Source organism: Pseudomonas sp. Leaf127, assembly GCF_001423155.1.
GTDB classification, from domain to species: Bacteria; Pseudomonadota; Gammaproteobacteria; order Pseudomonadales; family Pseudomonadaceae; genus Aquipseudomonas; species Aquipseudomonas ovata.
Map to the genome: position 1 here is coordinate 32706 of NZ_LMOA01000020.1, position 22008 is coordinate 54713.

Consider the following 22008-nt stretch of genomic DNA (forward strand, 5'->3'; position numbering starts at 1 on the left):
GCTGTATTGCGGTGTAAAAAAGCGTAGGTTATACAGGCTTTGGCTTTTCAGAAAACAGAGGTCTGTGGTGGCTCTGCGGAAGACGTCAGCACCTACAAATGTTGTACGGCTGGCCAATCATGTTGGCCAGTCTCCCAGCAGGGGGGCAACAGACCCTGGGGCTTTTGCCTGGCTGAGTGCTTGCCCCACAAAAGGGTGGTAAGCGCTCCATAACCTCACCTAGTCAAAAGTGGGCGGCGCGTTTAGCTGGGGTGTCGAGGCTTGCAGTTCCACGGCAACAGGGCTTCGTAATCTTCGACCGAGGATGCCTGTGGCAGGCGCTCCAGTGCGTGGCAAAGCCGCGCATAAAGCTCTTGGTCGTTGGCTTTGGTGGTCTCGACCAGGCTGTAGAGTTGAGCGCTCGCCGTCGCGTCTTTGGGCGGATCGCTGAACAACCAGTTCTTCCTTCCGATTTTGCGCTTCAATAAACTTGCGGCGTGCGTGGGCCCACCGCCCTAAACGCTCGACTCCGTCCTGCGCGCCGAGTACGTTGTACGTCAGCATCGGTCATGAGCGATACTGAAAAAGCCACCTACGTCGTGAAGACCTAGGTGGCTTTTCATTTTTGCCCCTGTCGGGTGCGAAAAAGCGCATAAAACAAGGGGGGCAGAGTCCCCACTGTCAAGTCATCGTGACATCGTGTCCGAGGATCGTGACAAAAGGGGACAGACCGATCAATCCCAGCTCAACGCGCCGCCCGTCTGATACTCGATCACGCGGGTCTCGAAGAAGTTTTTCTCCTTCTTGAGGTCCATGATCTCGCTCATCCACGGGAACGGGTTGGTGGTGCCTGGGTATTCTTCCTTCAGGCCGATCTGGGTCAGGCGGCGGTTGGCGATGAACTTGAGGTAGTCCTCCATCATCGCCGCGTTCATGCCCAGTACGCCGCGCGGCATGGTGTCGCGTGCGTATTCGATTTCCAGCTGGGTGCCTTGCAGGATCATCTGCTGGGCTTCTTCCTTCATGTCGGCGTCCCACAGGTGCGGGTTTTCGATCTTGATCTGGTTGATCACGTCGATGCCGAAGTTCAGGTGCATGGATTCGTCGCGCAGGATGTACTGGAACTGCTCGGCCACGCCGGTCATCTTGTTGCGGCGACCCATCGACAGGATCTGGGTGAAGCCGCAGTAGAAGAAGATGCCTTCGAGCACGCAGTAGTAGGCGATCAGGTTGCGCAGCAGTTCCTTGTCGGTCTCGACCGTGCCGGTCTTGAATTCCGGGTCGGAGATCGAACGGGTGTATTTCAGGCCCCAGGCGGCTTTCTTCGCGACCGACGGGATCTCGTGGTACATGTTGAAGATCTCGCCTTCATCCATGGCCAGCGATTCGATGCAGTACTGGTAGGCGTGGGTGTGGATCGCCTCTTCGAAGGCCTGGCGCAGGATGTACTGGCGGCACTCCGGGTTGGTGATCAGGCGGTACACGGCCAGCACCAGGTTGTTGGCCACCAGCGAGTCGGCGGTGGAGAAGAAGCCCAGGTTGCGCAGCACGATGCGACGCTCGTCGTCGGTCAGGCCTTCAGGGTCTTTCCACAGGGCGATGTCGGCGGTCATGTTGACCTCTTGCGGCATCCAGTGGTTGGCGCAGCCGTCGAGGTATTTCTGCCAGGCCCAGTCGTACTTGAAGGGCACCAGCTGGTTGAGATCGGCACGGCAGTTGATCATGCGCTTCTCGTCGACCGCAACGCGGGCCGAGGCGCCTTCCAGTTCAGCCAGGCCTTCAGCGACATCCAGGGCGTCCAGGGCTTGCTTGGCGCGGATCAGGGCAGCCGAGTCAGCGGCGGTGACAGCGCGCGCTTCCTTGGCCGCCGCACCACCGGCGCTGTCGAGGCGGTCCATGGCCGCTTCGTGTGCCTGGGCGGCCTGGTTGGGCTTGGCGGCGATGACTTCGCCGTCGTCCTTGTCGAATTCGTCCCAGCTCAGCATGGGGGTGTATCTCCTGCGTGAGGGTCACCTTGAGAGTGACCGATGGATTTTGAAGTAGGCGCTGCCAACGTTGCGGTGCTGCTGGCTGGCAACGGAAATAGGTCGAGTAATCTCGGGTTTTCTAAGGTGTTGGATCCGCGAGGCTGTGCATGTAGTCCAGGACGCTGCGATGCTGGCAGAGGCAAATGATCCTGGCGCCCGAATAGGGCTTTAGTTCAGATGAGCCGGTATTGCGTACATGACTGGTCATATGAGTACCCCGGATCGAGGGCGCGGATTATACAGAATATTGCACCGCACTGCCCTAGTCGTTCAGAAAAACAACCCATGAAAATGGTCTGCTTTTACACGCTTGCAAAGTGATTTTTTCTATGAAGGAAAACCACATTATCTTGCGTAAAAAGGGTCCATATTGTGTTTCTTTTTGATTCAAGGCACAACATATAGTTCGTGAGGGTTTTCACATTGCTGCGTTCATCGCAAGGATTCTGACCACGAAAAAGCAAGGTCGTTCTGATCCTGATCAAGGCTGCAGGCCTTGAATAGGTTGCGGGTACGTCCATTTTTCGTGGCGAAAATAATTGACGTACAGGCTTCAATGATGACCTTGGCAAGCGACGAATGGCGTCAGCGCAAGGACTGTCCGATGCACCGTTCGAACACGGTACGCATGGTGCTGTAATCACATACCACTGAATCGATATTCGCTTGGGTCCAGTGGTCGATGTCAACCTTCCACCAGTCGATTTCGTAGCCTGCGTTGACAATGATGTGCTCAAACATAATACGCTGGGATCGACCATTACCCTCACGAAACGGATGCACCATGTTCAGGTCGCCGAACAGCTCTGAAACGGCATTGATCAACGCTGGGCGACTCAAGCCTTCAAGCCAACTGGCATGCTCCAGTGCGCTAAACAGCTTGGTAGCCTCCGGCTGTATGCGTGATACGGTGCAAAAATGCGTCGTTGCCTTGGAAATATCGACCGTGCGCAATACGCCAGCCCAATCGTACAGGTCTGAAAACAAACGCTGATGAATGCCTTGAAGGTAGCCGAGATCATAAGGCGGCAGAGCAAATTCGATAGTATCGGCGGCCAGCTCTGACAGCGCCCGCTCGGCTTGCATCAGCGTCAGGTCGTTTCTGATACCGAGTCGATTGCGTAGCACTTGAGTATCGGGATAGCAGTAAGGGTCTTGGCCCGTACCGTATTTATCCAGCATCAGATTTTTTCGACACGATAGATTTTCAGTAATTGCTCGCGGCTCAGGCGTGGACGCTCTGCATCGGATGGCGTGGTGTCAAAACCCTCCAGTCGCAGACTGGCCGCATAATTGGATTTTCGGGTTTTGGCGCAATAAGCCTTCTTGGCTTGCAGGGAGGGCGTGGTCATAAGGCAGCCTCGATTGTGACAAGGTCGTAAGTGTAGTCAAAAAGTGCAGTTGTCGGGCGCATAAAAAAGCCCGGCTGTTTCATAAGAAACGAGCCGGGCCTACAAGGGTCAAGCCGCTTGCCTTACTGGCAAGCCTCACAATCCGGCTCGTCGATCGCACAGGCCTTCGGCACCGGTGCAGGACCGGCCGGCGCGGCTTCGCTCGGGCGAGGGGCGGCGATGGACGAGTCGTCCGGGCCGTGGCCACCGCTGGAAACGGCGTTGAGCTTGCCGGTGTTGATGGTCGACTTCTCGGTGCTGGTCGCGGCCAGGGCACGGAGGTAGTAGGTGGTTTTCAGGCCACGGTACCAGGCCATGCGGTAGGTCACGTCCAGCTTCTTGCCCGAGGCACCGGCGATGTACAGGTTCAGCGACTGCGCCTGGTCGATCCACTTCTGGCGACGGCTGGCGGCATCGACGATCCACTTGGTGTCGACTTCGAACGCGGTGGCGTAGAGCGCCTTGAGTTCCTGCGGGATGCGCTCGATCTGCTGCACCGAACCGTCGTAGTACTTGAGGTCGTTGATCATGACCGAGTCCCACAGGTCGCGGGCCTTGAGGTCGCGTACCAGGTACGGGTTGATCACGGTGAACTCGCCCGACAGGTTCGATTTCACGTACAGGTTCTGGTAGGTCGGCTCGATCGACTGCGACACGCCGGTGATGTTGGCGATGGTCGCGGTCGGCGCGATGGCCATGATGTTCGAGTTACGAATACCTTTTTGTACGCGGGCACGCACCGGCGCCCAGTCCAGGGTTTCGTTCAGGTCGACATCGATGTACTTCTGGCCACGGGCTTCGATCAGGATCTGTTGCGAGTCCAGCGGCAGGATGCCCTTGGACCACAGCGAACCCTGGAACGTCTCGTAGGCGCCGCGCTCGTCGGCCAGGTCACACGAAGCCTGGATGGCGTAATAGCTGACCGCTTCCATCGAAGCGTCGGCGAACTGCACGGCGGCGTCGGAACCGTAAGGGATGTGCTGCAGGTACAACGCGTCCTGGAAGCCCATGATGCCCAGGCCGACCGGACGGTGGCGCAGGTTGGAGTTGCGCGCCTGCGGCACCGAGTAGTAGTTGATGTCGATCACGTTGTCGAGCATGCGCACGGCCACATCGATGGTGCGCTTGAGCTTGGCGGTGTCGAGCTTGCCGTCCACGATGTGGTTCGGCAGGTTGATCGAGCCCAGGTTGCAGACCGCGATCTCGTCCTTGTTGGTGTTCAGGGTGATCTCGGTGCACAGGTTCGAGCTGTGGACCACGCCCACGTGCTGCTGCGGGCTGCGCAGGTTGCACGGGTCCTTGAAGGTCAGCCACGGGTGGCCGGTCTCGAACAGCATCGAGAGCATCTTGCGCCACAGGTCCTTGGCCTGGATGGTCTTGAACAGCTTGATCTTGCCCGGGTATTCGGTCAACGCTTCGTAGTACTCGTAGCGCTCTTCGAAGGCCTTGCCGGTCAGGTCGTGCAGGTCCGGCACTTCCGAAGGCGAGAACAGGGTCCACTGGCCGTCATCGAAGACGCGCTTCATGAACAGGTCAGGAATCCAGTTGGCGGTGTTCATGTCGTGGGTGCGACGGCGGTCATCACCGGTGTTCTTGCGCAGCTCGATGAACTCTTCGATGTCCATGTGCCAGGTTTCCAGGTAGGCGCAGACCGCGCCCTTGCGCTTGCCGCCCTGGTTGACTGCCACGGCGGTGTCGTTGACCACCTTGAGGAACGGCACCACGCCCTGGGACTTGCCGTTGGTGCCCTTGATGTACGAGCCCAATGCACGCACCGGGGTCCAGTCGTTGCCCAGGCCACCGGCGAATTTGGACAACATGGCGTTGTCGTGGATCGCATGGTAGATGCCCGACAGGTCGTCCGGCACGGTGGTCAGGTAGCAGCTCGACAGCTGTGGACGCAGGGTGCCGGCGTTGAACAGGGTCGGGGTCGACGACATGTAGTCGAAGGACGACAGCAGGTTGTAGAACGCGATGGCACGGTCTTCACGCTGCTTCTCTTCGATCGCCAGGCCCATGGCCACGCGCATGAAGAAGATCTGCGGCAGTTCGAAGCGCACGCCGTCCTTGTGGATGAAGTAACGGTCGTAGAGGGTCTGCAGGCCCAGGTAGGTGAACTGCTGGTCACGCTCGTGGTTGATCGCCTTGCCGAGCTTTTCCAGGTCGAAGCTGGCCAGCTCCGGGTCCAGCAGCTCGTTCTTGATGCCGGCGTCGATGTAGGCCGGCAGGGCCTTGGCGTACAGGTCGACCATCTCGTGGTGCGTGGCGCTGTCGGCCACGCTCAGGAAACCCAGGGCTTCGGCGCGCAGGGTGTCCATCAGCAGGCGGGCAGTGACGTACGAGTAGTTCGGCTCGCGCTCGACCAGGGTACGGGCGGTCATCACCAGGGCGGTGTTGACGTCCTTGATGGCCACGCCGTCATACAGGTTTTTCAGGGTTTCGTTCTGGATCAGCGCGGCGTCGACTTCGGCCAGGCCTTCGCAGGCTTCGGTGACGATGGTGTTCAGGCGCGCCATGTCCAGCGGCTCGAGGCTGCCGTCGGCACGGGTGATGCGGATCGACGGATGCGGCTTGATGGTCACGTCGGCGGCGGCGCGGCCGGCACGTTCCTTGGCGCGCGAATCACGGTAGATCACGTAGTCGCGGGCGACCTTCTGCTCGCCGGCGCGCATCAGGGCCAGTTCGACCTGGTCCTGGATTTCTTCGATGTGGATGGTGCCGCCCGAAGGCATGCGACGCTTGAAGGTGGCGGTGACCTGCTCGGTCAGGCGGGCAACGGTGTCATGGATGCGCGACGAAGCGGCGGCATTGCCGCCTTCAACTGCGAGGAACGCCTTGGTGATGGCGACCGTGATCTTGTCGTCGGTGTACGGGACGACAGTGCCGTTACGCTTGATTACACGCAATTGACCGGGGGCGGTCGCGCTCAGGTCCTGTTGGGCCTGGCTCGCGTGCGGCGCGCTGGCCGGCTGATTCTCGCGAGTTGTGTCTGTCTGCATGGGGGTCTCCACAGTCTTTGAGTATGTTCGGGCAATACTGCCCACCGTGCCGGCGGGTACCGGCTTGAGGAGGGTTGGGCGCCGCTCCCCGGCTTGAAAAGTCAAAGGCACCGGGAAGGCCCAGTGCCTGGAAATCATTTGAAGAATGCCGGTCGGTCATTGCAGGACGTGCGTAGTGGTGGTCCTGTGAACCTCAGCCCTTGGCGCGAGCGCTTGGTCTGTGAAACCGGTGGTAAGTTCAACCTCGACGGTTCGATAAAAAGGCTTGAAACCTGACTTGAAGTTGTGCTTTTGATTTTGGGGCTAAACCCCACATGTAGGGTCTGTTGCGTTCAGGGGCTACAAGATAATGCGTTTTGCGCGGTACTTCAACGCACTGCCTGTGGATAGGTTGTGAGTAAAGCTGTGCATGATTACCCCTCAGCCCGCATAACTTATGGGCGGGCCGCGTTTACCTGATTTTTATATTTCCCGACGAACTGACCACTGATTTTTGCGGGCGCGAACCCTATCACAGAATTTCCAATGTGCAAGGGTGATCTGGCGTGTTTCGTGCATCACACAGCGGCCAGAAAGGAGTCTCATGAACCCAGGGGTGTTTGACGGTGAATTGCAGGCCTTTGGTCGGAGCGTATTGGCGCACGCTACGGCCCCGGCCGGTGTCCCTGTGCCGGCCTTGTTGAGGGCCGAGCGACTCGATGCGCTGCTTGAGGGCGTGTATGGAGCGGCCTTGATGGCCCGTCACAAACCGGTGTTGGTGTCGCAATGGGCCAAGTACTACTTCATGCACCTGATCCCGCCGGTGCTGGCCGCTGACCTGGCGTACGGCTGGCACTGGCCCTTGGCACTGGCAGACATTGCCCTGGCGCTGGATGAGCGCGGGGTGCCGGTGGGCCTGCAATTCCTGCAGCCGGGCGGCTTCAGGCCGGCAGTGGCGCAGGCGCCGTGGCAACGCTTTGCTGCACTGCTCGATGACAACCTGCAGCCGTTCATCGAAGCGCTGAGCGCTTATGGTCCGTTGCCGCGCGCGGTGTTGTGGAGCAGCGCGGGCGATACGCTGGAGCAGTGCCTGCGGCACCTGGAGCGCATCGACCCGGCCCTGGCGCAGGACGGCTGGCCGTTGCTCAGGCACTCGCGACGCAGCGATGGCCGCGCCAATCCGCTGTTCAATACGGTGACCCATGTGGCGCAGGCCGAGGGTGCGCCACGTCGCCAACGGCGCAGCTGTTGCCTGAGTTACCAGGTGCAATGGGTCGGGCGTTGCGAGCACTGCCCGTTGCCGTGCGACTGATTCAGCGGGCAATGGCCACCAGGCTCAGCAGGTGGTCGTTGTGCAGGCCGAACTGGCCCTGCAACTGCTTGCCGTGGTGCCACTCCGCGGACAGGTCGCAGAGCAGGCCCAGGCGTACCTGACCATCGGCGGACCATTCCAGCACATGTGCGTCCTCGAAATAGAAACGCTTGCCCACCAGCGGGTACAGCGCCTTGAACAGTGCTTCCTTGATCGAGAAGGTCAGGGTGACGCACAGCGCGATCTGCTCGGCGGGCAGGTTGTGCAGGCGGGTCAGCTCCTCGGCGGTGAGGATCTCGCCGGCCAGGCGCCGGGCACGCTCGGCATCGAGCAGGTGTTCGGCGTCCAGGCCCAGGCCGCGCCAGTGCGCCTGCTGCGCAACGATGGCGGCGGCCCAGCCGGTGCTGTGGGTGATCGAGCCGCAGATACCGGCTGGCCAGACCGGCGCGCGGTCTTCGCCGATGGCCGGCACACAGGCACGGCCATCGAGCCGGCGCAGGGCGTCACGGGCACACAGGCGCCCGGCGAGAAACTCGGTCTGACGCTTGGCAACCGAGCGCTGGATACTGGCCGGCGGGTCGATCTGGCAACGTTGCCAGTCTTCAGGGAGCAGTTGCCCGGGATCGAAATGCGCGCTTGTTAATACCACCCCTTCAATCGCATAGGGCAGAGGCCAGTCCGGCTTGAGATCGGGGCAACAGGTGGGCAAGGATGAGGTCATGGGCTGCAAGTTCTATCGCTAAACAGGTGTCTGGTATAGGGGGCGTAGGAGCGCGCTTGCCCGCGACCGAGTGCGCAGCGCTCGCAGAGATAGATGAAACGCCACAAATTTACGACTGCTAACGCAGCCGGTCGCGGGCAGAGCGCGCTCCTACGGCAAGGTGTGGGATCAGCCAAAGATTTTCTTGAAAAACGCCTGCATGTCGGCCCACGAGCGCTGGTCGGCTTCCTTGTTGTAGCCGATGTCCGGGCCGCCATGGTCGCCGTGGCTCAGGCGGTCGGCATCCGGGTTGGTGAAGCCATGCTTGGCGCCTTCGAGGCTGACGAATTTATAGTCGGCACCGGCCGCGTCCATTTCCTGCTTGAACGCGGCGACGTCCTTGGCCGTGACCATGCTGTCGCTGGCGCCGTGTTCGACCAGCAGCGGCACCTTGATGCCCGGTCTGGCCGGGCTTTGGGCCGCCAGCGCACCGTGGAAGCTGACCACGCCGGCCAAGGGCTCGCCGCGACGGGCGGCGTCGAGCACCACCTTGCCGCCGAAGCAGTAGCCGATGGCGGCGATCTTGTCCGGCTGGGTCTGCGGTTGTTTCTTCAGTTGCTCAAGGCCCGCATCGAAGCGCTGGTTGGCCGCATCGCTGTCCTTGAGGGCCGCCTGCATGAAGGCCATGGCATCCTTGGGGTGTTCGGTGTTCTTGCCGTCGCCGTACATGTCGATGGCCATGGCGCTGTAGCCCAGTTCGGCCAGGTCACGGGCGCGGCGCTTGGCGTAGTCGTTCAGCCCCCACCATTCATGCACCACCAGCACGCCCGGGCGCGGGCCCTTGATGGCATCGTCGTAGGCGTAGTAAGCCACCAGCGGCGTGCCGTCGGCACTCTTGTAGTTGACCTGCTCGGTCTTGATCGCAGCCTGGGCCAGTCCGGCCAGGCCCATGAGGGTCAATCCAATCAAGACGCGCATGCGAGAATCCTTTTCAATACCATTGGGAAGGCCAAGCCTAGCCGATTTGCGGGTATCGATGCACGGCAGGTTCAGTCGAAGTTCAGGGCCTGGCCATTACTGTGGGGCCATAGCGTGGCAATGTCGGTTGGGCGTATGGCGCCGCCGCCGAAGGTCGTTATCATGAGCGCCTGCGCATCGGGCTTGAACGATGGCCGGTTTTTTCATCCTGAAGGGGTCATGGACGCCCGGGAGAGAGCATGAAGTTGTTGGTGGTCGAGGACGAGGCGCTGCTGCGCCACCATTTACACACGCGCCTGGGCGAGGCGGGCCATGTGGTGGAGGCGGTGGCCAATGCCGAAGAGGCGCTGTACCAGGTCGGGCAGTTCAACCACGACCTGGCGGTGATCGACCTGGGCCTGCCGGGGCTGGGCGGGCTGGACCTGATCCGGCAGTTGCGGGCGCTGGGCAAGTCGTTTCCGATCCTGGTGCTGACCGCCCGTGGCAACTGGCAGGACAAGGTCGAGGGCCTGGCCGCCGGCGCTGACGACTATGTGGTCAAGCCATTCCAGTTCGAAGAGCTCGAAGCGCGACTCAATGCCCTGTTGCGCCGCTCCAGCGGCTTTATCCAGTCGACCATCACTGCCGGGCCCTTGCTGTTGGACCTCAACCGCAAGCAGGCCACGTTGCAGGAGCAGCCGCTGGCACTGACCGCCTATGAGTACCGGATTCTCGAGTACCTGATGCTGCATCACCAGCAGGTGGTGCCCAAGGAGCGGCTCATGGAGCAGTTGTACCCCGATGACGACGAGCGCGACCCGAACGTCATCGAGGTGCTGGTCGGCCGGCTGCGCCGCAAGCTCGATGCGGCAGCGGCCTTCAAACCCATCGAAACCGTGCGCGGCATGGGGTATCTGTTCACTGAGCGCTGCACATGATCCGTTCGCTGCGCCTGCGCCTGATGCTGGGCGCAGCGACCCTGGCCGTGATTTTCATGCTGCTGATGCTGCCGGCCTTGCAAGGCGGGTTCAGCATGGCCCTGCGCGGCGCCATCGAGCAGCGCCTGGCCTCGGATGTGACCACGCTGATTTCCGCCGCCAGGGTCGAGGGCGGCCATCTGCTGATGCCGTCGCTGTTGCCCGGCGAGCAGTTCAACCTGCCCGGCAGCCGCCTGCTGGGTTACATCTATAACCGCCAGGGCCAACTGGTGTGGCGTTCGCTGGCCGCTGAGGCCGAAGACATCAACTACCACCCGTACTATGACGGCCAGGGCAGCAAGTTCACCCGCATCAAGAATGCCGAGGGCGAGGAGTTCTTTGTCTATGACGTCGAGATCCGCCTGCTGGGCGGTCGCAATGTGGCGTTCAGCATCGTGGCCGTGCAGTCCTTGCGTGGTTATCAGGAAACCGTCGGCGGCTTGCGCAAGAAGCTTTACCTGGGCTTCGGTGCGGCGCTGGTGGTGTTGCTGGGGCTGTTGTGGCTGGGGCTGACCTGGGGACTGCGCGCCCTCAAGGGGGTCAGCAAGGAGCTGGACCAGGTCGAGGCCGGGGTGCGCGACAGCCTGGGCGAGGATCATCCCAGCGAGTTGCTGCGCCTGACCGACTCGCTCAACCGGCTGTTGCGCAGCGAGCGCGAACAGCGTATCCGCTACCGCGATTCGTTGGGTGACCTGGCGCACAGCCTGAAAACCCCGCTGGCGGTGCTGCAGGGCGTGAGCGAGAACATTGCCAAGCGCCCCGAGGACGTCGAGCAGGCGCGGGTGCTGCAATCGCAGATCGAGCGCATGAGCCAGCAGATCGGCTATCAGTTGCAACGTGCCAGCCTGCGCAAGAGCGGCCTGGTGCGTCACCACGTCAAGCTGCGCCCGGTGGTCGAGAGCCTGTGCAACACCTTGCAGAAGGTGTACCGCGACAAGACCGTCAGGGTCAGCCTGGACCTGCCCGATCACGGCCAGGTGCCGATGGAAGAAGCTGCGCTGATGGAAATGCTCGGCAACCTGCTGGAAAACGCCTATCGCCTGTGCCTGGGCGAGGTGCGGGTCAGCTTTGTCAGTGGTCCCGGTGGCGATGAGCTGTGCGTCGAAGACGACGGCCCTGGGGTGCCGCCCAACCAGCGTGCGCGCATCCTGCAGCGCGGCGAGCGTCTGGACCGGCAGAATCCGGGGCAGGGCATTGGTCTGGCCGTGGTCAAGGACATCATCGAAAGCTATAACGCTCACCTGACCCTGGAAGACTCGCCCCTGGGCGGCGCGTTGTTCCGGATTCACTTCATGGCCGAGTGAGGCGGGCGGGGCTGGTGTCGCCAGCCCACTGCAGGCCAGCACCCTGCATACGCGGCGGATACCCGCCACGCCTCAGCGGATTTACCTGCAATCAGGCGGAAATCCGCCACTCGCTTTTCCCGATCAGGACTATCGTCACAAGGACAACCCTTGCCACGCGGGGCTTTCAGAAAAGTTCCGCAGGCTGGCATGCGTGTTGCTATACAGGTTGCAGAGACCTGCCACGCGCAGCTCGACCAAAACAAATCCCTCCAGTGCAGGAGGGTTAGCGCTTTATAGGCAACGTCAGCATCAGATGAACTGTGCGGGCGTGCCCTTGAGGATAACTGCAATGACGACTCGTCAGCCCTTCTACAAAACGCTGTACTTCCAGGTCATCGTGGCCATCGTGATCGGTATCCTGATCGGTCACTTCTATCCGGACACCGGCAAGGCCCTCAAGCCGCTGGGTGACGGTTTCATCAAGCTGATCAAAATGGTCATCGCCCCGATCATCTTCTGTACCGTTGTCAGCGGCATCGCCGGCATGCAGAACATGAAATCGGTCGGCAAGACCGGTGGCTACGCGCTGCTGTACTTCGAAATCGTCTCCACCCTGGCCTTGGTCATCGGCCTGATCGTGGTCAACGTGGTTCAGCCGGGCGCCGGCATGAACATCGACGTCAGCACCCTGGACGCCTCCAAGATCGCCGCTTATGTGACCGCGAGCAAGGACCAGAGCATCGTCGGCTTTATCCTCAACGTGATCCCGAACACCATCGTCGGTGCCTTCGCCACCGGTGACATCCTGCAAGTGCTGATGTTCTCGGTGATCTTCGGCTTCGCCCTGCATCGCCTGGGTGCCTACGGCCGTCCGGTACTGGACTTCATCGATCGCTTCGCCCATGTCATGTTCAACATCATCAACATGATCATGAAGCTTGCCCCGATCGGTGCTTTCGGTGCCATGGCCTTCACCATCGGTGCCTACGGTGTCAGCTCGCTGGTGCAACTGGGCCAGTTGATGATCTGCTTCTATATCACCTGCGTACTGTTCGTGGTGCTGGTGCTGGGCGCGATCTGCCGTGCACATGGTTTCAGCGTCCTGAAACTGGTTCGCTACATCCGTGAAGAACTGATGATCGTGCTGGGTACGTCCTCTTCGGAATCGGCCTTGCCACGCATGCTGATCAAGATGGAGCGCCTGGGCGCACAGAAGTCGGTTGTCGGCCTGGTCATTCCGACCGGTTACTCGTTCAACCTCGACGGCACCTCGATCTACCTGACCATGGCGGCCGTGTTCATCGCTCAGGCGACCAACACCCAGATGGACATCACCCACCAGATCACCCTGCTGCTGGTGCTGCTGCTGTCCTCCAAAGGTGCTGCTGGCGTGACCGGTAGCGGCTTCATCGTCCTGGCGGCCACCCTGTCGGCCGTAGGTCACCTGCCGGTGGCCGGTCTGGCGCTGATCCTGGGTATCGACCGCTTCATGTCCGAAGCCCGCGCCCTGACCAACCTGGTCGGTAACGCCGTCGCCACCGTGGTCGTGGCCAAGTGGGTCGGCGAGCTGGACACTGACAAGCTGCAGTCCGAGCTGGCTTCCGGTGGTACCTCCATCGTTGAAACCCGTCACGAAGACGACCTGGGCGTGGCTGAAGGCCCGGCCCCGGTGAGCACCACCAAGCCTGTCGTTTAACGCTTGAGGCATGAAAAAACCCATCTTCGGATGGGTTTTTTCGTTTCAGGCAAAGGCGTTATTCGACGCGGACATGGCCACTGAAGGTCAGCGCCTGTTTGCAGCGCCGGCACAGGTAGCGCCGGCCCTTCATCACCAGCCGATGGCGTTGCGCGGTGAAGGCAAAGTCGCTGTCCGGGCACGGGCACAGGTAGATGTAACGGGTGGCCTGGCGCCGCTGCACCGTATAGCTGTGGCAGCGGTTGGGCGCCAGTTGGTAGACGCCACGCATGATCAGTTGCCATTCCTGGCCGTGGGGCTGGATGCCGGAACCGAACAACTGGTGGGCGACCAGGTGGGCCACTTCGTGCGGCACGGTCTGGCGCAGGAAGTCCTCGCTGTTTTCCTGGTACAGCTGGGGGTTGAAACGCAGTTTGTTCTCGTGCAGGTGCGCCACACCGGCCTTCTGGCCGCGCAGCTCGAAGCTGACGACGGGGCGTTTGAACGGGCGCTTAAAGAACGCTTCGGCTTGCTGGTAACAGGTTTCGACTCGGGACTTCAGTAGCTCGGGCATGCGTGACAACTCTCCAGAAGGGTCCATTATGCCGAAGGCGCCCACGGGCTGGAAACCCGATGGTCGCCTGCCCGTCCCAGGCGACCGGATGCTGTTGTGGTTCAGCCGATGTACTGCGGGCCGGCGCCCAGCCCCCACAGCACGACGGTGAAGGCCATGATCGCCACCAGCACCACCAGGCCGACCGAGAGAATGGCACTGGAGAACATGAAGCCTTCTTCAGCCGACACATTCATGAACGGTGGCAAGCCGGTGTACAGCAGGTACACCGTGTAGCCGATGGCCGCCGCGCCGGCCAGTACGCCCAGCCACAGGTGTGGGTAAAGGGCTGCCAGCCCGCCGATGAACAGCGGCGTGGCGGTGTAGGTGGCAAAGGCGATGCAGCGTGCCAGGCTCGGCCTGGCGCCATAGGTGCGCGCCATCCAGTGGATGAAGCCGCCCATGATGCCGACCCCGGCCAGCAGGGTCAGGTACGACAGCAAGGCCATGCGCAGCGCACTGACTTGCGTGAGCAGCACAGGGGGCCGTTCGTCGAGGGTCCAGCCGACCTGCGTGGTGCCGATATAGGCACACAACGGCGCAATGGCCGCCAGCAGCAGGGTGTGGGTGAGGTAAATGTGACGAATGCTTTCGTCTTCCTTGCGGATCTGCTGCCACTCGCGTTCGGGGTGAGTGAACAGGCCCCAGACATGATTGATCACAGGTTGACTCCCAATCAGCGTGCAAGACACATCCCGGCCCGGAGGGCTTGGGCACTGGCGGATCACCGCCGCCGGGACAAAGGCGGGGCCGGGGTCGGCCGGCGGGCCTCATCTGGGAGTATAGAAAGTGGTGCCCACTGCGAACGAATGCCCTTAGAGCGATTGGCAATGTGCGCGGCACGGCTAATAGCGAGGGCGATGGCATGTTCAAGGATGTCGAGGTTATGCGTAAAATAGCGGCCTTTTCAGCGGTCTTGCCGGAACCTTGCGCTCCAGGCCATTTGTCGACATCTTGCAGCGGATACCACCAGCACCATGGGCACTCTTTCAGTCAATCAGAACAAACTGCAGAAACGCCTGCGTCGGCTGGCCGGCGAAGCGGTGAGCGATTACAACATGATCGAGGAGGGCGACAAGGTCATGGTCTGCCTGTCCGGCGGCAAGGACAGCTACACCATGCTCGATGTGCTGATGCACCTGCAGAAGGTGGCGCCCATCAGGTTCGACATCGTGGCGGTGAACATGGACCAGAAGCAGCCCGGCTTTCCCGAGGACGTACTGCCGGCGTACCTGGCCGGCCTGGGCATCGAGTACCACATCGTCGAGAAAGACACCTACTCGGTGGTCAAGGAGCTGATTCCCGAAGGCAAGACCACCTGCTCGCTGTGCTCGCGCCTGCGTCGTGGCACGCTGTACACCTTTGCCGACGAAATCGGCGCGACCAAGATGGCGCTGGGTCATCACCGCGACGACATCGTCGAGACCTTCTTTCTCAATATGTTCTTCAACGGCGCGCTCAAGGCCATGCCGCCCAAGCTGCGCTCCGATGACGGTCGCAACGTGGTGATCCGCCCCCTGGCGTACTGCCATGAGAAGGACATCCAGGCCTATTCGGACTTCAAGGGCTTTCCGATCATTCCGTGCAACCTGTGCGGCTCGCAGGAAAACCTGCAGCGCCAGGTGGTCAAGGACATGCTGGTGGACTGGGAGCGCAAAACCCCGGGGCGCACCGAAAGCATCTTCCGCGCCCTGCAGAACGTCCAGCCGTCGCAACTGGCCGACCGCAACCTGTTCGACTTCACCAGCCTGCGCATGGACGAAAGCGCAGCCTCGCGCTTCGTCAATGTGGTCAACCTTCAGTGATTGACGGTAAAGGCCAGCATCGCTGAAAGCTGGCACAGCGGCCGGCCGCTTTCGGCCTGCCACTGGTTGAACGCGGCCTGCACGGCGGCCTGGTCGCGCTTGCTGCCCGGCACCTTGTCGACGATGTCCTGGGCATTGAGCGCGGCCACCACATCGTTGCTCGGCACGAAGGTGTCCTTGCCGACCATACGCAAGAAGCGCGGCGCCGACAGCCCGCCCAACTGGCTGCCGTGCTTGTGCAGGTACTGCCACAGGCCGGTGATGTCCTCGACCGGCCACTGGGCGATGAACTGCCCGAAACTGCCATGCTCCTGGGCAATGTCCAGCACCATCTGCGCATTGCGCGGCACGCTCTTGAGCTTGCCCAGGTGGCGGATGATGCGCGCATCCTGCATCAGCCGCTCCAGGTGATCGGCGCCCATCAGCACGACCTTTTCCGGGTCGAAGCCAAAGAACACTTGCTCGAAGGCTGGCCACTTGGCGTCCACCAGGCTGTGCTTGAGCCCGGCACGGAATACCCGCAGCGCCAGGGTCGACAGGTAGCGATCATCACCGATTGCCAGCAACTGGCGCGTGGTTTTCGGCACCGGCAATTGGGCTTCCAGCGCCTTGGCCGAACCGAAACGGTTAAGGCAGTATTCGTGAAGCCATTTGTAATCGAGCATCGAAACTCCTGGTAGGGCATCACCCGCAGGCCCGGCACTGTGCTGCCGTGCAGCGAACACCGGCGGTGTAGGAGCGCGCTTGCCGGAATGCCGGACCACCGCGACCGAGTGCGCAGCAGTCGTAAATTTTCAGCGTTTCCGAGATTTTGAATGTGTTTGCATCAAAAAATTGCATCGCTTCACACATTTTGCGAGCGCTACGCACTCGGTCGCGGGCAAGCGCGCTCCTACGGGTGAATTCAATAGGCAATAAAATCAGTCAGTTATTTTGTATTGGATGAGAGCAATAGCGCGGTGTTGGCCAGGCGCTGGCCGAGGGCGCGGCACAGGTCGGTTTCGTGTTTGTCCAGCGCGCGCTTGCCATCGGCGCCGGCGTGGTGGCTGGCACCATACGGGGTGCCGCCACCGGTGGTTTCTACCAGCGCCGACTCGCTGTACGGCAGGCCGGTGATCAGCATGCCGTGGTGCAGCAAGGGCAACAGCATCGACAGCAGTGTGGTTTCCTGGCCGCCGTGCAGGCTGGCGGTGGAGGTGAACACGCCCGCTGGCTTGCCGACCAGGGCGCCGGTCAGCCACAGGTTGCTGGTGCCGTCGAGAAAATACTTGAGCGGTGCAGCCATGTTGCCGAAGCGGGTCGGGCTGCCCAGCGCCAGGCCGTGGCAGTGCTTGAGGTCGTCCAGGGTCGCATACGGCGCGCCGCTGTCGGGAATCGCCGGCGCGGTGGCTTCGCAGTCGGCCGAAACGGCCGGCACCGTGCGCAGTCGGGCTTCCAGGCCGCCCCGTTCGATGCCGCGGGCGATCTGCCGGGCCATTTCGGCGGTGGCACCGTTGCGGCTGTAAAACAGCACCAGAATATAAGGTGTGCTCACGCTAGCAGCTCCAGGATGTTTTCCGGTGGCCGGCCGATCACGGCACGGTCGCCGACGACCAGGATCGGCCGCTCGATGAGTTTGGGGTGCGCGACCATGGCGTCGATCAATTGCGCGTCGCTCAAGGACGGGTCAGCCAGGTTCAGGCTCTTGTACTCGTCTTCGCCACTGCGCAGCAGTTGCCGGGCCGGGATGCCCAGCTTGTCGAGCAACTGGCGCAAGTGCGCGGCATCGGGCGGTGTCTGCAGGTAGAGGACAACCTCCGGGGCCAGGTCGCGGGCTTGCAGCAGTTCAAGCGCGGCGCGGGATTTGGAGCAGCGCGGGTTGTGATAAAGCGTCAGATCGGTCATTGGCGGGTCGCATCCATACAAGGTGGCGCGTATTCTACCTGCGCCATGTAACCGTTCGACATAGACAGTCGCCCACGGTTGCATTGCGCGATATAAGTACGGTCAGGTCAAAAGAGGAAAAGACAGATGGCAAGGCGATTGGCAGCAGTGATGGCACTGGTGGGCAGCCTGTTGCTCAGTGGGTGCGGCGCAGACCTGGGCACTGACCAGAATGGCCAGAAAGTCGCCAGCGAGCGCATCGACAAGCACTGGCTGGTGATCAACTACTGGGCCGAGTGGTGTGGTCCGTGCCGGACCGAAATCCCCGAATTCAATGCCCTGAACGAGCAGCTCAAGGGCGATAAGGTCACGGTGCTGGGGGTCAACTTCGACAACCTGCAAGGTGACGAGCTGAAAAAGGCCGCCGAGGCGCTGGGCATCAAGTTCACTGTCCTGGCCCAGGACCCGGCCGAGCGCTTTGAGCTGCCGCCGGCCGAGGCGCTGCCGGTGACCTACATCATTGATGACAAGGGCAAGATGCGCGAGCAACTGCTGGGCGAGCAGAGCGCCGAGATCATCATGGACCGGCTCAAGGCCCTGCGCCCATAGGGGCTGCACATGCAACACCAGAACTGTAGGAGCGACCAACGGTCGCGAAAAGACCCGCAAGATTCATGGCGGCATTCGCGATCGGTGGTCGCTACACGGCTATTCCGGCCAGAACCGCAGCGGCTGGCCTTCGGCCGGCCACAGCCGCAGTTGCTGGATCGGTGAGATGTCCCAGCGCCGGGTGCCGGGCAGGGCGTCGAGGAAGCGTTGTTCCTGCTCCATGACGGCTTCGACGCAGAGCTTGCGGGTCTTGCCCACCTTGTCGAACGTCAGCATCTGGCCTTGCAGGCTGTAGGACGCAAACCAGTGGTTGCAGCCAGCATTGCCGTAGGCCCTGCCGTCGCGGCCCAGGGTCATGGTCAGGTGGCTGCGGTCGATCAGCGGGCGTTCACCGATCCACTCCAGCACATAGCTTTTGTCCTGTTCGATCTGCGCCACAGGCTGCCTGGCGCAGCCGGCCAGCAGCAGCGCACCGACCAGGCCGGTCAGGGCCAGGCGTTTCATGAAGGTTGCGCCTGGCATTTGCGGCAGTAGTGCTTGTCGCCCTCGGCTTTCCAGCCCAGCTCGGCAATGCGGGCAGCGGCGGCTGGTTTCTGTGCCTTGGCGCCCAGTTTGCTCTCGACCGAGAACTCGAAGGTCAGTTCGGTGCTGCAGCTGTCACAGTTGACCTTCCACTCATGGATGATCAGTTCATCGAACACCGGCCCCTTGGCCACCGCGACCCATTGCCCGGGCGGGTTGATCAGGTGGCGGACTTTCTCGACGTTCAGGCGCATGTACAGCGACTTGCTGCCTTTGAGGGTGACCAGCAACTGGTCGCCTTCATGGATCGAGCCGCCATTGCCGGTGACCTGGTAGCGGCCCGGTGCCAAAGTGCGGCATTCGGTCAGGGTGTGTTGCGGGTTGAGCATGCTGTAACGGAAATCGTGTTCGGCCATGGGTCCTCCAAAATGCGCGCCATCTTAGCACGGGCACGCCAGCGGCAAGCCACGAGCCACAAGCGGCTGTGTCACGCCGTGACGCGCGCTTCGGCCGCCAGGCGGGCGATGGCCTTGTCCAGGTCGTTGAGGGCCTGGTCGGCCTGCGGGGCGTCCTGCTTGAGCAGGGTTTCGGCGCGCTGGCAGGCGGCACGCAGTTGCGGCACGCCGCAGTAGCGGGTGGCGCCGTGCAGGCGGTGGATGCGCTCGATCAACGCCTGGATGTCGGTGGCGCTGCGGGCGGCACGGATGGCTTCGCGGTCGGCATCCAGTGAGGCCAGCAACATGGCCAGCATGTCGGCGGCCAGGTCCGGTTTGCCGGCCGCCAGGCGCAGGCCCTCCTCGTGGTCGAGCACCAGCGGTCCCAGATGGCTGGCGGCGGCCTCGGCCGGGCTCTCCGGCTGCCCGCTGCGCAGCGCCAGCCCGGTCCACTTGAGCACCACCTGGGCCAGTTGTCGCTCGCCGATCGGCTTGGTCATGTAGTCGTCCATGCCGCTTTGCAGCAGCGAGCGTTTTTCGTTGGCCATGGCATGGGCGGTGAGGGCCACGATGGGAATGGGGCTGCTTTGCCGCTCCGCCTCCCAGTCGCGAATCGCCTCGGTGGCCTGGCGCCCGTCCATGCCGGGCATCTGCACGTCCATCAGCACCAGGTCGAAGGTGTCGTTCTGCACCGCCTGTACGGCGGCATACCCGCTGTCGACCGCGACCACAATGCCGCCCAGGTCTTCCAGCAGGGTCTGCACCAGCAGCAGGTTGGCCGGGTTGTCGTCCACGCACAGGATGCGCGGCGCCCGGCTGGGCAGCGGTACGCTGGTGTCGGCGCGCACCACCTTGGGGGTGATCAGTTCCGACAAGGCCCGGTGCAGCTTGCGGTTGCACGCCGGCTTGGCCTGCAACTGGGTATAGAGGTCCGGCACCGAGACCTGGAACACCGACTGCTCAGTGGTCGGGCACAGCACCAGCACCTTGCAGCCGAGGTTTTCCAGGTCCCAGATATGCTGGCGTAGTCGTTCGGGCGGAATGTCGTAACGGGTCACGCCCAGCACCGCCAGCTCGAACGCGGTCGGGGTCTGGTGGGCCACGGTTACGCCGTTGATCAGGCTTTCCAGGTTCTTGAAGGTTACAGGCTCCAGCCCGCAGTCTTCCAGTTGGTGCTCCAGCGCCTGGCGGGCCAGTTCATGACGCTCCAGCACGGCCACGCGCACCCCTTGCAACGGATGGTGAGCCTGATCTTCGGTGTCGTCGCGGGCCTTGGGCAGCTTCAGGCTGATCCAGAATTCCGAGCCGACCCCTGGCGTGCTGTCGACGCCGATCTCGCCGCCCATCTGCTCGATCAGACGCTTGGAAATCACCAGCCCCAGCCCGGTGCCCCCGGGCTGGCGCGACAGTGAATTGTCGGCCTGGCTGAAGGCCTGGAACAACGCCCGCACGTCCTGGCTGGACAGGCCGATGCCGGTGTCCTGCACGCTGATGCGCAGTTGCGCGCTGTCTTCGGTTTCTTCCTCGACCATGGCGCGGGCGACGATGGTGCCTTCGCGGGTGAACTTGATCGCGTTGCTGACCAGGTTGGTCAGGATCTGCTTGAGCCGCAGCGGGTCGCCGGTCAGCGCCAGCGGCGTGTCGCGGTACACCAGGCTGACCAGTTCGAGTTCCTTGGCATGGGCAGCAGGGGCGAGGATGGTCAGGGTGTCCTGCAACAGGTCGCGCAGGTTGAACGGAATGCTGTCGAGCACCAGCTTGCCGGCCTCGATCTTCGAGAAGTCGAGGATCTCGTTGATGATGCTCAGCAGGTTGTCGGCGGACTTCTCGATGGTGTTGAGGTAGTCGTTCTGGCGCGGGGTCAGCTCGCTTTTCTGCAATAAATGGGTAAAGCCCAGAATGCCATTGAGCGGCGTACGGATTTCATGGCTCATGTTGGCCAGAAACTCCGACTTGATGCGGCTGGCCTCCAGCGCCTCCTTGCGCGCCAGGTCCAGCTCGATGTTCTGGATCTCGATGGTCTCAAGGTTCTGGCGCACGTCTTCGGTGGCCTGGTCGATGCTGTTCTGCAGTTCTTCCTGGGCATTCTGCAAGGTCGAGGCCATGCGGTTGATGCCGGATGCCAGCTCGTCCAGCTCCTGGCTGCCCAGCGGTGGCAGGCGGGTTTGCAGGTGGCCTTCCTTGAGCTGGCTGACCGCCTGCTTGATGCGTCCCAGCGGCTGATTGATGCTGCGGCTCATGCGCAGCGCCAGGGCGGCGGTTATCGCCAGGCCCGTCAGGATCAGCAGCAGGCTGGCGAACAGGCTGCGGTAGCCGCGCAGCAGGGTGCCGTTGTGGGTGATTTCAAGCTCGACCCAGCCCAGCAGGCGATCAGCTTCATTGGCAATGACGGCACCGGTCAGGTGCCGCTGGTTGCCGAACACCGGCAGCAGGTAGCGGGTGGCGTCACTGCCGGTGCTGTTGACCAGTTGCGGGCCCTGGCCGGTGGGGGCCGGGTTGAGCATGCTGGGGCCGGCATGGGCCAGTACGTTGCGTTCGGCGTCCAGGAAGGTCACCGAGCGCACGTCGTCCTCCTCTAGGGTCTGGGTGGCAATGCGGTTGAGCACGGCCTTGTCGGCATGGCCCAGCGCCGGGGCGGCCAGCGGCACCAGTTGCCGGGTGATCATCTCGCCCCGGGTCAGTAGCTGGTTTTGCAATTCGTAGAGTTGCATCCAGGTGAAGTAGCCGCCCAGCACCAGCGCCATGAGGCTGGTGGGCAGGATGGTCAGCAACAGGACCCGGCTCTTGATACCCAGCTTGGTCAGCACATGCATTCTCCGGCGGCAGGTCAGGTTGGCACGCTGTCGGAAACAGACATACGGCACAGGCAGTGTAGTCATT

Annotated in this window: 20 protein-coding genes and 1 pseudogene; 6 read left to right on the forward strand and 15 right to left on the reverse strand. The window is 62.1% G+C overall.

The genetic code is table 11. The features are described 5' to 3' along the window. Positions 1-242: 242 nt before the first annotated feature. The 5 genes and pseudogenes from ASF84_RS10790 to ASF84_RS10805 all read right to left on the reverse strand — a co-directional run. Positions 243-452: pseudogene (locus ASF84_RS10790) on the reverse strand (transposase domain-containing protein); the annotation flags it as partial. A gap of 261 nt (positions 453-713) precedes the next feature. Continuing rightward, the gene (locus ASF84_RS10795; protein ID WP_056838106.1) at positions 714-1964 is read right to left on the reverse strand and encodes a ribonucleotide-diphosphate reductase subunit beta; all 1251 of its coding nucleotides are present in this window, start codon (positions 1962-1964) and stop codon (positions 714-716) included. Between the two features lie 627 nt (positions 1965-2591). Next, entirely contained in the window at positions 2592-3188 is a 597-nt protein-coding gene (locus tag ASF84_RS10800) for a putative adenosine monophosphate-protein transferase Fic (RefSeq protein WP_056838108.1), read from the reverse strand. Next, positions 3188-3358, reverse strand: coding sequence for a YhfG family protein (locus ASF84_RS29070; protein ID WP_122803038.1), 171 nt, complete (start codon positions 3356-3358; stop codon positions 3188-3190). Before ASF84_RS29070 ends, ASF84_RS10800 begins: the two co-directional genes overlap by 1 nt. Before the next feature lie 122 nt (positions 3359-3480). After that, positions 3481-6396 (reverse strand): ribonucleoside-diphosphate reductase subunit alpha, encoded by a 2916-nt coding sequence (locus tag ASF84_RS10805; RefSeq protein ID WP_056838114.1) that lies wholly within the window; start codon positions 6394-6396, stop codon positions 3481-3483. Between the two features lie 583 nt (positions 6397-6979). Here ASF84_RS10805 and fhuF point away from each other — a divergent pair. Beyond that, the gene (gene fhuF / locus ASF84_RS10810; protein ID WP_056838116.1) at positions 6980-7687 is read left to right on the forward strand and encodes a siderophore-iron reductase FhuF; all 708 of its coding nucleotides are present in this window, start codon (positions 6980-6982) and stop codon (positions 7685-7687) included. A 1-nt stretch (position 7688) separates the two neighbouring features. Here fhuF and ASF84_RS10815 read toward each other — a convergent pair whose 3' ends face one another. After that, positions 7689-8408: a 4'-phosphopantetheinyl transferase family protein gene (locus ASF84_RS10815; RefSeq protein ID WP_056838118.1), complete on the reverse strand. Its 720-nt coding sequence runs from the start codon at positions 8406-8408 to the stop codon at positions 7689-7691. A gap of 168 nt (positions 8409-8576) precedes the next feature. After that, positions 8577-9365, reverse strand: coding sequence for a dienelactone hydrolase family protein (locus ASF84_RS10820; protein WP_056838120.1), 789 nt, complete (start codon positions 9363-9365; stop codon positions 8577-8579). A 239-nt stretch (positions 9366-9604) separates the two neighbouring features. On the opposite strand from ASF84_RS10820, the gene ASF84_RS10825 reads away from it, so the two are divergent. The 3 genes from ASF84_RS10825 to ASF84_RS10835 all read left to right on the forward strand — a co-directional run bounded on the left by ASF84_RS10825 (position 9605) and on the right by ASF84_RS10835 (position 13303). Beyond that, entirely contained in the window at positions 9605-10282 is a 678-nt protein-coding gene (locus ASF84_RS10825; protein WP_056838122.1) for a response regulator, read from the forward strand. Next, positions 10279-11625: an ATP-binding protein gene (locus tag ASF84_RS10830; RefSeq protein WP_056838124.1), complete on the forward strand. Its 1347-nt coding sequence runs from the start codon at positions 10279-10281 to the stop codon at positions 11623-11625. Before ASF84_RS10825 ends, ASF84_RS10830 begins: the two co-directional genes overlap by 4 nt. Positions 11626-11956: 331 nt before the next feature. Continuing rightward, positions 11957-13303: a dicarboxylate/amino acid:cation symporter gene (locus ASF84_RS10835; RefSeq protein ID WP_056838126.1), complete on the forward strand. Its 1347-nt coding sequence runs from the start codon at positions 11957-11959 to the stop codon at positions 13301-13303. Positions 13304-13361: 58 nt separating this feature from the next. Here ASF84_RS10835 and ASF84_RS10840 read toward each other — a convergent pair whose 3' ends face one another. Together ASF84_RS10840 and ASF84_RS10845 are read right to left on the reverse strand one after the other, a co-directional pair. Further along, positions 13362-13856, reverse strand: coding sequence for a SprT family zinc-dependent metalloprotease (locus tag ASF84_RS10840; RefSeq protein WP_056838128.1), 495 nt, complete (start codon positions 13854-13856; stop codon positions 13362-13364). Between the two features lie 101 nt (positions 13857-13957). Next, complete coding sequence (locus ASF84_RS10845) at positions 13958-14557, reverse strand: Yip1 family protein (RefSeq protein ID WP_056838130.1); 600 nt, start codon at positions 14555-14557, stop codon at positions 13958-13960. A gap of 315 nt (positions 14558-14872) precedes the next feature. Here ASF84_RS10845 and ttcA point away from each other — a divergent pair, with 315 nt between their 5' ends. Continuing rightward, the gene (gene ttcA / locus ASF84_RS10850; RefSeq protein ID WP_056838132.1) at positions 14873-15700 is read left to right on the forward strand and encodes a tRNA 2-thiocytidine(32) synthetase TtcA; all 828 of its coding nucleotides are present in this window, start codon (positions 14873-14875) and stop codon (positions 15698-15700) included. Here ttcA and ASF84_RS10855 read toward each other — a convergent pair. From ASF84_RS10855 to arsC, 3 genes are all read right to left on the reverse strand, one after another. Further along, positions 15694-16365 carry a DNA-3-methyladenine glycosylase I gene (locus ASF84_RS10855; RefSeq protein WP_056838134.1) on the reverse strand — a complete coding sequence of 224 codons (672 nt, stop codon included), beginning with the start codon at positions 16363-16365 and terminating at the stop codon, positions 15694-15696. The genes ttcA and ASF84_RS10855 overlap by 7 nt on opposite strands. A 263-nt stretch (positions 16366-16628) precedes the next feature. Continuing rightward, complete coding sequence (gene wrbA / locus ASF84_RS10860) at positions 16629-17234, reverse strand: NAD(P)H:quinone oxidoreductase (RefSeq protein WP_056838136.1); 606 nt, start codon at positions 17232-17234, stop codon at positions 16629-16631. Continuing rightward, a complete protein-coding gene (arsC, locus tag ASF84_RS10865; protein WP_056838138.1) occupies positions 17231-17584 on the reverse strand; it encodes an arsenate reductase (glutaredoxin) in 354 nt (117 codons plus the stop codon). Before arsC ends, wrbA begins: the two co-directional genes overlap by 4 nt. 126 nt (positions 17585-17710) lie before the next feature. On the opposite strand from arsC, the gene ASF84_RS10870 reads away from it, so the two are divergent. Next, on the forward strand, positions 17711-18172 hold the full coding sequence (locus tag ASF84_RS10870; RefSeq protein WP_056838140.1) for a TlpA disulfide reductase family protein: 462 nt from the start codon (positions 17711-17713) through the stop codon (positions 18170-18172). A 99-nt stretch (positions 18173-18271) separates the two neighbouring features. Here the strand turns inward: ASF84_RS10870 and ASF84_RS10875 are convergent, their stop codons facing one another. The 3 genes from ASF84_RS10875 to ASF84_RS10885 form a co-directional block, all read right to left on the reverse strand. Further along, positions 18272-18676 carry an META domain-containing protein gene (locus ASF84_RS10875; RefSeq protein WP_056838141.1) on the reverse strand — a complete coding sequence of 135 codons (405 nt, stop codon included), beginning with the start codon at positions 18674-18676 and terminating at the stop codon, positions 18272-18274. Beyond that, complete coding sequence (locus ASF84_RS10880; RefSeq protein WP_056838143.1) at positions 18673-19110, reverse strand: hypothetical protein; 438 nt, start codon at positions 19108-19110, stop codon at positions 18673-18675. Before ASF84_RS10880 ends, ASF84_RS10875 begins: the two co-directional genes overlap by 4 nt. A 71-nt stretch (positions 19111-19181) precedes the next feature. Continuing rightward, entirely contained in the window at positions 19182-21935 is a 2754-nt protein-coding gene (locus ASF84_RS10885) for an ATP-binding protein (protein ID WP_056839048.1), read from the reverse strand. Between the last annotated feature and the right edge of the window lie 73 nt (positions 21936-22008).

What these genes read in the sequence shown, in the direction of transcription:
- ASF84_RS29070 (WP_122803038.1), bottom strand. Translation starts at nt 3,358, where the DNA reads ATGACCACGCCCTCCCTGCAAGCCAAGAAGGCTTATTGCGCCAAAACC.
- ASF84_RS10840 (WP_056838128.1), bottom strand. Translation starts at nt 13,856, where the DNA reads ATGCCCGAGCTACTGAAGTCCCGAGTCGAAACCTGTTACCAGCAAGCC.
- ASF84_RS10825 (WP_056838122.1), top strand. Translation starts at nt 9,605, where the DNA reads ATGAAGTTGTTGGTGGTCGAGGACGAGGCGCTGCTGCGCCACCATTTA.
- ASF84_RS10820 (WP_056838120.1), bottom strand. Translation starts at nt 9,365, where the DNA reads ATGCGCGTCTTGATTGGATTGACCCTCATGGGCCTGGCCGGACTGGCC.
- ASF84_RS10805 (WP_056838114.1), bottom strand. Translation starts at nt 6,396, where the DNA reads ATGCAGACAGACACAACTCGCGAGAATCAGCCGGCCAGCGCGCCGCAC.
- ASF84_RS10800 (WP_056838108.1), bottom strand. Translation starts at nt 3,188, where the DNA reads ATGCTGGATAAATACGGTACGGGCCAAGACCCTTACTGCTATCCCGAT.
- ASF84_RS10875 (WP_056838141.1), bottom strand. Translation starts at nt 18,676, where the DNA reads ATGAAACGCCTGGCCCTGACCGGCCTGGTCGGTGCGCTGCTGCTGGCC.
- ASF84_RS10830 (WP_056838124.1), top strand. Translation starts at nt 10,279, where the DNA reads ATGATCCGTTCGCTGCGCCTGCGCCTGATGCTGGGCGCAGCGACCCTG.
- ASF84_RS10835 (WP_056838126.1), top strand. Translation starts at nt 11,957, where the DNA reads ATGACGACTCGTCAGCCCTTCTACAAAACGCTGTACTTCCAGGTCATC.
- ASF84_RS10855 (WP_056838134.1), bottom strand. Translation starts at nt 16,365, where the DNA reads ATGCTCGATTACAAATGGCTTCACGAATACTGCCTTAACCGTTTCGGT.
- arsC (WP_056838138.1), bottom strand. Translation starts at nt 17,584, where the DNA reads ATGACCGATCTGACGCTTTATCACAACCCGCGCTGCTCCAAATCCCGC.
- fhuF (WP_056838116.1), top strand. Translation starts at nt 6,980, where the DNA reads ATGAACCCAGGGGTGTTTGACGGTGAATTGCAGGCCTTTGGTCGGAGC.
- ASF84_RS10870 (WP_056838140.1), top strand. Translation starts at nt 17,711, where the DNA reads ATGGCAAGGCGATTGGCAGCAGTGATGGCACTGGTGGGCAGCCTGTTG.
- ASF84_RS10880 (WP_056838143.1), bottom strand. Translation starts at nt 19,110, where the DNA reads ATGGCCGAACACGATTTCCGTTACAGCATGCTCAACCCGCAACACACC.
- ASF84_RS10815 (WP_056838118.1), bottom strand. Translation starts at nt 8,408, where the DNA reads ATGACCTCATCCTTGCCCACCTGTTGCCCCGATCTCAAGCCGGACTGG.
- ttcA (WP_056838132.1), top strand. Translation starts at nt 14,873, where the DNA reads ATGGGCACTCTTTCAGTCAATCAGAACAAACTGCAGAAACGCCTGCGT.
- ASF84_RS10795 (WP_056838106.1), bottom strand. Translation starts at nt 1,964, where the DNA reads ATGCTGAGCTGGGACGAATTCGACAAGGACGACGGCGAAGTCATCGCC.